Source organism: Microbacterium sp. NPDC055988 (assembly GCF_042269505.1).
GTDB lineage: Bacteria > Actinomycetota > Actinomycetes > Actinomycetales > Microbacteriaceae > Microbacterium.
The window spans coordinates 315242-326951 of the sequence record NZ_JBHJXY010000001.1; the positions used below are offsets into that span (position 1 = coordinate 315242).

At 69.1% G+C, this 11710-nt stretch carries 11 protein-coding genes; 5 read left to right on the forward strand and 6 right to left on the reverse strand.

The genetic code is table 11. The annotated features are described in order from the left end of the window. Window positions 1-10: 10 nt before the first annotated feature. Window positions 11-469 carry an Lrp/AsnC family transcriptional regulator gene (locus tag ACFC14_RS01670; RefSeq protein ID WP_376100817.1) on the reverse strand — a complete coding sequence of 153 codons (459 nt, stop codon included), beginning with the start codon at window positions 467-469 and terminating at the stop codon, window positions 11-13. A gap of 72 nt (window positions 470-541) precedes the next feature. Here ACFC14_RS01670 and ACFC14_RS01675 point away from each other — a divergent pair, with 72 nt between their 5' ends. Together ACFC14_RS01675 and ACFC14_RS01680 are read left to right on the forward strand one after the other, a co-directional pair. After that, a complete protein-coding gene (locus ACFC14_RS01675) occupies window positions 542-2014 on the forward strand; it encodes a DUF6421 family protein (RefSeq protein ID WP_376100819.1) in 1473 nt (490 codons plus the stop codon). Window positions 2015-2145: 131 nt separating this feature from the next. After that, window positions 2146-2805: an SDR family NAD(P)-dependent oxidoreductase gene (locus ACFC14_RS01680; RefSeq protein ID WP_376100821.1), complete on the forward strand. Its 660-nt coding sequence runs from the start codon at window positions 2146-2148 to the stop codon at window positions 2803-2805. Window positions 2806-2905: 100 nt separating this feature from the next. Here ACFC14_RS01680 and ACFC14_RS01685 read toward each other — a convergent pair whose 3' ends face one another. Further along, window positions 2906-4369 carry an MFS transporter gene (locus ACFC14_RS01685; protein ID WP_376100823.1) on the reverse strand — a complete coding sequence of 488 codons (1464 nt, stop codon included), beginning with the start codon at window positions 4367-4369 and terminating at the stop codon, window positions 2906-2908. Between the two features lie 83 nt (window positions 4370-4452). Here ACFC14_RS01685 and ACFC14_RS01690 point away from each other — a divergent pair, with 83 nt between their 5' ends. Next, a complete protein-coding gene (locus tag ACFC14_RS01690; protein ID WP_376100825.1) occupies window positions 4453-5520 on the forward strand; it encodes a threonine aldolase family protein in 1068 nt (355 codons plus the stop codon). 142 nt (window positions 5521-5662) lie between these two features. On the opposite strand, the gene ACFC14_RS01695 is transcribed toward ACFC14_RS01690, so the two are convergent. After that, complete coding sequence (locus ACFC14_RS01695) at window positions 5663-6268, reverse strand: NUDIX hydrolase family protein (RefSeq protein WP_376100827.1); 606 nt, start codon at window positions 6266-6268, stop codon at window positions 5663-5665. A 72-nt stretch (window positions 6269-6340) separates the two neighbouring features. Here ACFC14_RS01695 and ACFC14_RS01700 point away from each other — a divergent pair, with 72 nt between their 5' ends. Both ACFC14_RS01700 and ACFC14_RS01705 read left to right on the forward strand, forming a co-directional pair. After that, a complete protein-coding gene (locus tag ACFC14_RS01700; RefSeq protein WP_376100829.1) occupies window positions 6341-6997 on the forward strand; it encodes an alpha/beta hydrolase in 657 nt (218 codons plus the stop codon). Between the two features lie 247 nt (window positions 6998-7244). Next, entirely contained in the window at window positions 7245-8936 is a 1692-nt protein-coding gene (locus ACFC14_RS01705; RefSeq protein WP_376100831.1) for an ABC-F family ATP-binding cassette domain-containing protein, read from the forward strand. 46 nt (window positions 8937-8982) lie between these two features. Here the strand turns inward: ACFC14_RS01705 and ACFC14_RS01710 are convergent, their stop codons facing one another. Genes ACFC14_RS01710 through ACFC14_RS01720 form a run of 3 tightly spaced genes read right to left on the reverse strand, consistent with a single transcriptional unit; the run spans window position 8983 to window position 11704 of the window. After that, window positions 8983-9642: a response regulator gene (locus ACFC14_RS01710; RefSeq protein ID WP_376100833.1), complete on the reverse strand. Its 660-nt coding sequence runs from the start codon at window positions 9640-9642 to the stop codon at window positions 8983-8985. Beyond that, window positions 9639-10907: a histidine kinase gene (locus ACFC14_RS01715; protein WP_376100835.1), complete on the reverse strand. Its 1269-nt coding sequence runs from the start codon at window positions 10905-10907 to the stop codon at window positions 9639-9641. The genes ACFC14_RS01710 and ACFC14_RS01715 overlap by 4 nt, the downstream gene beginning before the upstream one ends. Before the next feature lie 35 nt (window positions 10908-10942). Next, entirely contained in the window at window positions 10943-11704 is a 762-nt protein-coding gene (locus tag ACFC14_RS01720; protein WP_376100837.1) for a DUF998 domain-containing protein, read from the reverse strand. Window positions 11705-11710 lie beyond the last annotated feature (6 nt).

The following is an 11710-nucleotide window of genomic DNA, read 5'->3' on the forward strand; positions in this document are numbered from 1 at the left end:
GCGCTCCCGGCTACTCGGCCGAGCCCACCGGGATGATCGGCCGGTGCTCGTAGTAGGTCTGCAGCACGACGGTGGTGCGGGTGCTGACGTTCGCCGCGAGCCGCACATCGCGGACCAGCTCCTCCAGCGCACGCGGCGACGGGACCCGCACGAACAGCATGTAGCTCGCATCGCCGGCGATGGAGTGGCAGGCCTCGATCGCGTCGAGGTGCTCGAGCAGCTCGGGGGCGTTGTCGGGCTGCGCCGGGTCGAGCGGGGTGATCTCGATGAACGCCGAGAGCGGGGCGCCCACCTGCTCGGGGTCGAGGATCGCCTGATATCCGGAGATGACTCCCCTCGTCTCCAGCCTGCGCAGACGCGACTGCACGGCCGAGACCGACAGGCCGACGGCTTCCGACAGCTGAGAGAGCGTGGCGCGCCCGTCACGGGAGATCGCGGTCAGGATCGCGCGGTCGACAGAATCATCCATGGCTGTAAGATTATCGTCAGGATTCCGTATATGCCGGAATCTTTCCGTTGAAGACTCCGATCGGAGGTCCCGATGTCCCTTCTTTCCGCCAACAGTTCCGCTGTTCAGGCCATCGTCGGCGAACCCGAGGTCGTCGAGGACACTTCGGCAGGCTCCGTGCAGGCGCAGAATGTGGATCAGTCCGCCGCCTGGACGCAGCTCAAGGACGCCGCGATCGCCATCCGCGAGATGCAGATCAAGGACGGCTCGATCCCGGACGCTTCGACAAGCTCAGCGACCCACCAGAAGGCCCGCGAGCTCGTCGGTGCGATCACCGCCGCGATCCGCGCACTCGCGCCCGCCTTCCCGCACGACGCCGAGTACCTCGCCGCGTCCGTGGTCGACTTCGAGCGCTGGGCATCCGAGGACTTCGGCGTGCCGGACTTCCTGGACTCGCTGATGGCCTTCCAGCCGCAGCAGACCCGCGTCGACGGCATCCGTCACCTCGTCGTCTTCCCGATGTACACGCAGAACGGCTCGAGCGACCGCCTGGTCGAGGCGCTGATCGTCGAGACGATCTGGCCGGAGTTCATCGCCGCGCTCGAAGCGGGCGACTACGGCAACAAGCTGTTCGTCTCGCTGCGCCTCGTCGACTTCACGCCCGGATACGACACCAACTCGGCCGTGCTGTTCCCCGAGACCGTCGCGATGCGCGAGATCCCGACCTTCACCTGGGGCGCGATCTTCCAGGACCGCGAGGCCGCCCGCTACCGTCGCGTCACCCGCGCCGCGGCGGAGATCACCAACCTCGACCTGCCGGAGCGGGCAGCCGCGATGCTCGACGACCAGCAGGTGGCCGAGAAGACGTTCGTGATGTGGGACATCATCCACGACCGCACCCACATGCGCGGCGACCTGCCCTTCGACCCGTTCATGATCAAGCAGCGGATGCCGTTCTTCCTCTACTCACTGGAGGAGATGCGCTGCGACATGACGGCTTTCCGCGAGTCGGTGAAGATCGAGCGTGCGCTCGCGGCCCGGATCGCTGCCGGCGAAGAACTCACCGAGACCGAACAGGAGATGCACGACTACGCGCACCTCGTTCAGTACGCGGTGATCTTCGACCGGATCTTCCGCTTCTCGATCACCGGTACCCGCATCCGCAACTACGACGCGGTCGGCGGACAGCTGCTGTTCGCGTGGCTGCACCAGCGCGGCGTGCTGCACTGGACCGACACCGCTCTCACCTTCGACTGGGATGCCGTGCCGGACGCCGTCGTGGCGCTCGGCGACGCGATCGACGACCTGTACTGGCACTCGATCGACCGCCCCAAGGTCGCGCACTGGCTCGCCGCGTACGAGCTCGTCCGCGGCACGCTCACCCCGCACCCGGCATCGCAGTGGGCTCGCGGTCTCTCGGACGAGATCCTCGCCGGGGCGCCGAAGGGCTACACGGATGCCGTGATGGACGACGAGTTCCCGCTGTCGATGTTCTTCGAGACCCTCCACAAGAAGATGAAGCCCGTCATCGAATCGACCGTCGGCATCCGCGGTACGGACGACTGATGACCACGCGCGCACTGCGCGCGTTCCGAGTGTGACGCTGGGGCGCACCGCGCTGCGGCCGGAACCTGTTCTGCGGATCTCTCCGCGGGTTCCGGCCGCAGAAGCCCCTCCGAACCGGAAGAGTGAGCGACATGGATGAAGTCATCGAATCGAGACCGTCCGGCCGCACCCTGGTGCTCGCAGGAGCGACCAGTGCGGCGGGCCGGGCGGTGGCACGCGCTCTGCACGGTGCGGGGGCTCGCGTGATCGCGACCGGCCGTTCTCCCGAAGGGCTGCAGGCGTTGGCAGATGCGGGTGCGGAGGTGTTTCTCGCGGACGCGACCTCGCTCGACGAGATGACCGTGCTGGCGGCGCAGATCGGCCCCGTCGACGCGGTGCTCCCGCTCGTCGGCGGCTGGCGCGGAGGCGGAGGCCTCGCCGGGCAGTCGGACGACGATTTCGCCGCACTGCTGCCCGCGCTCGAGGCCGTTCGCGCGACGAGCCGGGCGTTCGACGCGGCACTCCGCGCATCGGGAGCGGGCCGGTTCGCGATCGTGTCGTCGACGGCTGTCGCGCGTCCCCTCGCCGGCGGGGCGAACTACGCCGCAGTGAAGGCGGCGAGCGAGGCGTGGACCCGGGCCGTCGCCCAGGGGTATGCCAAGTCCGCGCGCGATGCCGGGGAGCCGCTGCGCGCGGCATCCGTCGTGTTCCGGGCCAAGGCGCTCGATCCAGAGGTACTGGCCGCGCGGGTCCTCACTCTGTGGGATACGGACGCCGCCGACCTCAACGACCGGGTGTTCGACCTCGACTGACACTACCTCCGGGACGATCCGCCGACGGAGTGACGATCTGCGGAGCTTCTCCCATTGAAACCTCGGGGAATCGTCCGGGGCTCGGGGAATCGTCCGACCCTCAGCGAGACTCGGGCGGTATGCCGGGGACCACGGGCGGAGCCTCGGTGCGCCGGGCACGGTCCGACTCGGTCGATGACGACTCCGCCACGACTTCTGCACCGGCATCGCCGCGGTCTCCGTCGTCCGCGTCGCCGTGGTCGATCTCCTGCTCCGGCGCCTCCGCGTAGAGCTCGGTGAGCTTGCGGTACGACCGGGTGAAGAACGCCAGCGTCGCGGCCACGACCATGATCAGCCCCGCGAACAGGCAGATCAGCGCGATGCCGCGAGCCTCGCCCTCGCCGAGCAGCCAGCCCCACCTCTGCTGGCCCTCGCGGGTGTCCATGTACGGGATGATCAGGAACTCGGCGATCGGGGCGATCAGGAACGCGGTGATCGGGGCGGCGGCCGCTTCCATGGCCGCGGCCACACCGAACACGCGGCCCTGCCGTTCGTAGGGCACGACCTTCTGGATGATGGTCTGCTCCGCGGCCTCGACCGGGGGCACCAGGGCCATGTACGCCCACATGCCGACCACGTACAGCGGCCACCACTCGCGCAGCATGAACACCGAGCCCAGCAGCCCCATCGCGATGACCACGAGCAGCATGGTGCGCATGGGCTTGGGGCCGAGCCCGAACTTCGCGACGAGGCCACCGCCGACCAGGAAGCCGGTCGAGGCGAAGGCCAGCGCGAAGCCCCAGGTCTGCGCGTCGAACAGCGTGAGCCCGTACGGGTCCATGAGCGCCATGTAGACGCCGCCGATGAGGTTGTTGAAGGTGGAGAAGATGATCAGCGCGAACAGCCCGGGAGCGAGTCGGATGGCCCGCACGCTGCCGCGGAAGTCGAGTGCGCTGGAAGCGTTCGGGTCGGGCTCGGGATTCCCCTCGGGGATGCGGATGAACAGGAGGTGGGCGAAGGTGAGCGCCATGGCCGCGATCGCGATCGCCAGGGTCCATCCCATGCCGAGGAACCCGATCGACAGTCCCGAGAACACGCTCGTGACGAGGAACGCGATGCCCTGCACCGTGCCGACGAGCCCGTTGGCGTTCGCGCGCCTGTCTTCGGGGATGAGCAGGGTCACGGTCGTGGACAGCGCGATGTTCCGCAACTGCTCGATCACCCCGCCGAAGAGGATGACTCCCGAGAACAGCCAGAACCACGGGCCGCCCAGGTCGAGCAGCGCCGCCTCGGGCTGCCAGAGATAGAGCAGCCCTGCCACCAGAAAGGCCGCGGCGGAGATGACACTCGAGATCACCATGACCGTGTGCTTGCGGTTGCGATCGACGATCGTGCCGAACGCCATCGCGAAGAACGCGACGAACAGCATGTACGCCCCGCCGATGATGCCCGTCGCCAGTACGGACTGCGTCTCGATGTACACCCAGAATGTGAGGGCGAACCAGAGGAAGCTCGTCGTCACATTGGCGATGAGCGTGTTGACGAGGACGTTGCCGAATGCCCTCTTGGCTGCGGTGCGCTCCATGGCTTCGAGGGTAGAGCGGGCATCCGACATCCGGAAGACCCTCCCCGCCCGGTGCACCCGGATCGGACGATTAGGCTGGATCGGTGAGCATCCAGCATGACCCCGCGATCCGGGGCTTCGCCAGTGACAACTACTCCGGCATCCACCCCGAGGTCCTCGCGGCCATCGCGGCGGCGAACGGCGGGCACCAGAGCGCCTACGGCGAGGATGCATACACCGCGCGCCTGCAGGAGGTCTTCCAGGCGCACTTCGGCGAGGGCGTCGAGGCGTTCCCGGTGTTCAACGGCACCGGCGCGAACGTCACCGGTCTGCAGTCGATGCTGCCGCGCTGGGGCGCGGTGATCGCGGCTTCCACCGCCCACATCAACGTCGACGAAGCAGCGGCACCCGAGAAGATCGGCGGCTTCAAGCTGCTCACGGTCCCCACCGACGACGGCAAGCTCACCACCGAGCTCATCGACCGCGAGGCCTGGGGCTGGGGCGACGAGCACCGCGCACAGCCGCTGGTGGTCTCGATCACGCAGTCGACCGAGCTCGGCACGCTGTACACGGCCGACGAGATCCGCACGATCGCCGACCACGTGCACGAGCGCGGCATGAAGCTGCACCTCGACGGGGCCCGCCTCTCGAACGCCGCCGCCGCCCTCGACCTGCCGCTGCGCGCGTTCACCCGCGACGCCGGCGTCGATGTGCTCACCTTCGGCGGCACCAAGAACGGTGCGATGCTCGGCGAGGCGATCGTCGTGCTGAACCCCGACGCCGCCGACGGCCTGAAGTACTCGCGCAAGTTCAACATGCAGCTGTCCTCGAAGATGCGGTTCGTGTCGGCACAGCTGATCGCGCTGCTCGAGGGCGACCTGTGGCTGCGCAACGCGAAGCACGCCAACGCGATGGCGGCACGCCTGCGTTCCGAGATCGAGGCCGGCATCGTCGACGGATCCATCCAGGGCGTCGACTTCACGCAGCCGACCCAGTCCAACGGTGTCTTCGCGATCCTGCCCGACGGTGTCGCCGACCAGCTCCGCGATTCGTTCCGCTTCTACGACTGGGATGCGGCGCGCAAGGAAGTGCGCTGGATGTGCGGCTTCGACACCGAAGAGGCCGATGTCGACGCGTTCGTCGCCGAATTGTCCCGCCTTACTCGCGGCTGACGCGACGGCATCCTCGAGACCCCGGGTTCGCGTCGAAACCCCTGGCTTCTGCCGCACCCAGCTCGGGGTCTCGGCGCGAAGCCGGGGTCTCGGCGCTCGCGAGGCGACGCGACGCAGCGCGACGCGACGCAGAGCGACGCGACTAGCGAAGAAGACCGAGGTAGGCGAGGGCCTGGCGGATGAGGGTTCCCCGACCGTTCTCCATCTCGGCGGCGACAGCATCTGAGCCGGCGGCTTCCGGCGAGAACCAGGTGACCTCGAGGGCGTCCTGACGCGGTTCGCACGTGCCGGTCACCGGCACCACGAAGGCCAGCGACACGGCGTGCTGCCTGTCGTCGTGGAACGCGCTCACGCCGGGGATAGGGAAGTACTCGGCCACCGTGAAGGGCAGCGGCTGCGGTGGCAGCAGCGGGAAGGCCATCGGCCCGAGGTCGTTCTCGACGTGACGGAAGAGGGCGTCGCGGATGGTCTCGCCGAAGCGCACCCGACCCGACACGATGGTGCGGGTCATCTCCCCCATCGGCGTGGATCGCAGGAGGATGCCGATCTCGATCACCTGACCGGAGCCGTCGGTGCGCACCGGGATCGCCTCGACGTAGAGCATCGGCAGTCGGCGCCGCGCCTCTTCGAGTTCGAACTCGCTCAGCCAGCCGGGGTTGCCATCGGGCACCGGCGGGTTCGAGTCCGGGAAGGCACCGAGACCATCGTCTTCGGGCTCCGGATCGGGATCGGGTGTGCGGACCGCCATGTGTCCTTTCTACCAGCCGCCTCCCCCGACCGACACCGCGTGCACGTCGGTCGTCCCTGGCAGGATGACGGTGTGAGCGAGAACCTGACGATCGACGACACCGCGACCCGCTGGTCGGCCGCCGACCGCGGACGGATGCCGCTGCTGGTGCTGCTGCACGGCTACGGCGCTGATGAGCACGACCTGTTCGGGCTCATCCCGTACCTCCCCGAGGGCATCGCCGTCGCCTCGGTCGCCGCTCCCCTCGCACCGCCGTGGCCGATGCCGGGGCGGTCCTGGTACCCGATCGAGGGGCTCGATGGACGCAGTCCCGAGGCGGTGACGGTCGCCGCCGAGGCGTTCCTGCGATGGCTCGATGCCGCCGCAGCGGATGCCGCCTCCGTCGCACTGCTCGGCTTCTCGCAGGGGGCGGCGGTGTCGCTGCAGGCCCTGCGGATCGCTCCCGAGCGCTTCGGCGCGGTCGTGGCGCTCAGCGGCTATGTGGCACCGGGCGAGCTGCCGAACGACGAGGAACTGGCCGAGCTGCGCCCACCCGTGTTCTGGGGGCGCGGCACGCACGACGACGTGATCCCGCCCGAACTCGTCGATCACACCGCGCAGTGGCTGCCCGGGCACTCCGACCTCTCCGGCCGCGTGTACACCGGACTCACGCACAGCATCTCCGAAGAGGAGCTGGCCGACGTGCACCGGTTCCTCACCAAGTGGCTCGACGGGATCGCGAAGAGCTGATCCCGACTGCGACACGCCCGGGAGTTGCGCGATCCTGACAACCCCGGGTATCGTCGTGGAGTCCTGTCCGCCGTGTCTGGAAGTCCTTTGATCTGATCCGTCGCCTCCGCGCTCTTCTTTCCGCGCGCTGACCCGACGATCGCCGACTCCACGGCTGACCTCCCTCCTCCCGCGACGCTTCCGCGTCCGGTCGAGGACCGGCAGAGGTCCGGTGTCAGTGCACCCTCGCACTCGACAGGAGACACTCATGTCACAACCCACCACTCTTCACGCGTCGGTCATCCTCGACCGGCTCACCTTCACCTGGCCCGACGGCTCGGTCGCACTCGACGGCGTCTCCGGCGCCTTCGGAACCGGACGCACCGGACTCGTCGGTCGCAACGGCGCGGGCAAGTCGACGCTGCTGCGGCTGATGGCCGGCGAGCTCGAACCGACGTCGGGCGTCGTCACGGCATCCGGCGAGGTCGCCTACCTCCCCCAGCAGCTGACCCTCGATGTCGACCGCCGCGTCGCCGAACTGCTCGGCGTCTCCGTGGCGCTCGACGCCGTGCGGGCGATCAGCGCCGGCGACGTCGACCCCGCCCACTTCGATGCGGTCGGCGACGACTGGGACATCGAAGCCCGCGCCGAGGCGTCGCTGGCGGAGGCAGGTCTCGCCCCCGAGTTCCTCGACCGCAGGGTCGGAGAGCTGTCCGGTGGCGAGGCCGTGCTCGTCGCGATCGCCGGCATCCGCCTGCGCCGTGCGCCGATCACGCTCCTCGACGAACCGACCAACAACCTCGACCGCGATGCCAGGGCGAAGCTCGCGGCGATGGTGCGCGCCTGGAAGGGCACGCTCATCGTCGTCAGCCACGACCTATCGCTGCTCGAGCTGATGGACGACACCGCCGAGCTCTACGCCCAGACGCTGAGCGTGTTCGGCGGACCGTACTCGGAGTGGCGCGCCTGGCTGGACGCCGAGCAGGATGCCGCGAAGCAGGCCGAGGTCGCGGCTGCGCAGGTGCTCCGCAAGGAGAAGCGCCAGCGGATCGAGGCCGAGGTCAAGCTCGCGCATCGCGCCCGCACGGCGAAGAAGGCCGAGATCGAGAAGCGGGTCCCGAAGATCATCGCGCACGGTCGCAAGATGGCCGCCGAGGTGTCGGCGGGCAAGTTGCGCACCGAGGTCGGGGCGAAAGAGGAGGCCGCACACGCCGCGCGCGAGGAGGCCGGGCGCCGCGTGCGCTCGGACTCGTCGATGAAGATCGAGCTGCCCGATCCGCAGGTGTCGCGCAGCCGCCGCATCGCGACGGTCGGCGACGAGGAGCGGGCGTGGGTGATCCAGGGCCCGGAGCGTGTGGCGCTGATCGGCCGGAACGGCGCCGGCAAGACCACGCTGCTGGAGCGGTTGGTCGCCGGCGGTGTTCACAACTCCTCAGAAACGACGGACGATGGCCCGGAACAGGCCTCTTCCTCCGATTCAGCCGAAGAACTGAGGAGTCATGAACGGCCGACCCTGCACATCGAAGCCCACACCGGGCTGATCGGATACCTGCCGCAGCGGGTCGACGGCCTCGACGAGGAGCGGTCGGTGTTCGAGAACATCGCCGCCGCAGCACCCCAGGTTCCGGAGAAGGAGCTGCGCAACCGGCTCGCCCGGTTCCTGATCCGCGGGGCGACGGCAGAGCGTCCGGTGTCCGCGCTCTCCGGCGGCGAGCGCTTTCGCGTCGCACTGGCGAAACTGCTGCTCGCCGATCCCGCACCGCACCTCGTGGTGCTCGATGAGCCGACGAACAACCTCGACGTCGACACGGTCGACCAACTGGTCGAGGCGCTGCGCGCCTATCGGGGAGCCGTGCTCGTAGTGAGCCACGACGACGCGTTCCTGCGCCGACTCGACCTCGATCTGACACTCGAGATCGACGGCGCGGGGTCGCTGCAGGAGGTGTCGCTGGGGTCGTGACCAGGGCGATCGGTGCCGGGCCGTGGTTCTTCCCGGCCCGGCATCATCACACCAGCCCGGCCTCGTAGGCGAGGATCACCGCCTGCACCCGGTCGCGGAGGTCGAGCTTCTGGAGGATTCGTCCGACGTGGGTCTTCACGGTCGACTCGGAGACGAAGAGGGTCTCTCCGATCTCGGTGTTGTTGTAACCCTTGGCGATCGCGAGGAGCACCTCCCGCTCGCGCTCGGTCAGCACGTCCAGCCTCGGGTCGACCGTCTCGCTCCGCCGCGGCAGGCGGGTGGCGAACAGGTCGAGCATCGACCGGGTGACCCGTGGGGAGACGAGGGCGTCGCCGGCGGCGATCGCACGGATGGCTTCGGTCAGCTGCGCGGGCGGCGTGTTCTTCAACAGGAACCCACTCGCACCGGCCCGCAGGCTCCCGAACGCGTACTCGTCGAGGTCGAACGTGGTGAGCACGAGGACACGGCTCGACGGCGTGCCTCGCACGATGCGCCTGGTCGCCTCGATGCCGTCCATCTCCGGCATCCGGATATCCATCAGGATCACGTCGGGACTCAGCTCTCCCGCTTGGTGCACGGCTTCGGTGCCGGACGCGGCCTCCCCGACGACACGCATATCGTCCTCAGCATCGAGCACCATCCGCATCCCGCGACGGATCAGTTCATGGTCGTCGACGATGAGCACGCGAATCTGCTCTTCGCTCATGAGCCCTCCTCCTGTTCGGGGATCTCCACCCGCACCTGCCAGCCGCCGCCGGGCACGGGGCCCGCTTCCACTGTTCCACCCGCGAGGCGGGCGCGTTCACGAATGCCGACGAGGCCGCGCCCCGATCCGACCGACGCCGCCGGTGGCCCCTGCCGCCCGTCGTCGGTGATCTCGATGACGAGGAGGTCGGCCCGGAAGTCGAGGCTCACGAGAACCTCGCGCGGTTCCTTCGCGTACCGGAGGGCGTTCGTGAGGGCTTCCTGCACGATGCGGTGGATCGTGTTCTGCGCGGCGGGCGACGTCGGCGCCCTCCCCTCCGTGCGCACCGTCACCGGCAGTCCGGCGGTGCGGAAGGTCTCGACCAGCGCCGCGAGCTCGCTCAGCCCGGGGTTCGGCCGCAGCGGGCTCTGCTCGTCGCCATCGCCGTCTTCGTCGCCGAGGGCGCCCAGCAATTGCCGCATCTCGACGAGCGACTGCCGACCGACCTCCCCGATCTCCTGGATGGCGCTGCGCGACCGCTGCGGATCCTTCTCGGCGAGCGCGCTCGCGCCGTCGGCGAGCGACACCATCACCGACACGCTGTGCGCGACGACGTCGTGTATCTCGCGGGTGATCCTGGCGCGCTCCGCCAGCGTCGCGATACGCGCCTGCTGGTCGCGTTCGCGGGCGAGCTGGTTCGCGCGGTCGAGGATCGCCCCGATGTACCGGCGCCGATCACCCACGGTGACCCCGAGCAGCGCCGCGATCAGCATCACGACGAGGAACAGCAGACTCCCCGGGACGGAGGTGAAGGCGGTCTCCGGTGTGCCCCGACGCAGCCAGTCCAGGGCCGGGAAGACGAGGATGCCGGCCAGCACCGTGACTCCGAACGCGATCCATCCGCTGCGGTTCGACCGGTAGACGAAGAGCGCGTACAGCGCCAGGCCGATGCCGAAGGGCTCCGCCGGCGTGTCCGACACGAGGGCGATGACCGCGACGATGGCGAACACGGCGAACGTGAGCCAGGGCCGCTGGCGGCGCAGGAGCAGTCCGGCGGCGGCGATCGCACCGAGCAACAGCGGGACGATGACCGAGGCGTCCGGCGACCAGACTCCGGACGACAGCGGGGTGATCAGCGCCAGGAACGTGCTGAGGAGGAGATAGAGGAAGGCGAGCAGCCCGTCGAACAGCCAGGGATGCCGACTCCAGAACCGCCGCACCACGCCGGGAGGCCGCGGCAGATTCATCGCGCGGACCTCGCCCTCGGCGGGTGCTGACTCTCGCATGGGACGACTCTACGCACCGCAACCGTCGTGTTCCGTCAGCCCGCGACGGCGACGAGCGCTCCGGTCGCGGGGCGCGGCGTGGCGGGCCGGTCGACGACACTCCCCCGCGATACCGGCTCCCAGGTCTGCCTGCGCACCGCGCGCGAGCGCTGCGAGACCGCCGTCTCGATGCCGAGGATCGCGAGCCACCCCATCCCGATCGTGGTCGCGACGAGTTCGAGCATGCTGCCGATGTCGGTACGGAACTGCAGGAGCGAGAGGATGCCACCCGCCGCGGCGATCACCGCGGTCGATATGCCGGCACCCAGCGACAGGATCCGCAGCATGGCGCGGTCCTTCACGAACGACACCTGCAGCATCGCGAACGCGGCGAGCGCGAACGCGAGCACGGCCACCGTCGTGTGCACGAGGTCCTGCCAGGTGAACGTGGGACCGACCGGCAGCGGGCATCCGGTGGTGCACGGCACCTGCGAGGCGACCAGGAACAGCGACGACGCGATCGCCACCGAGAGCGACGGCGACCAGATGCTCAGCCACGGCGCCGTCGAACGCAGACCGCGCGAGGCCCAGGCGACCGAGAAACCTCCGGCGACGAGCAGAAGCAGTGCGAGCTCGAACCACCCGGCCGTCGGTTCACCGGCAGCCCCGAGTCCGCTCACGTAGAGCACCCGATCGATGCTCAGCCGTGCGATCCAGATGATCGTCAGGGCCACGGCGACGAGGACGCTTCCGGCGATCGCGACGAGAGCGCGGAGGACGGTTCGGGCAGGGGCGGAAGCGGTCTGTTCGGTGGGCATAAGGAG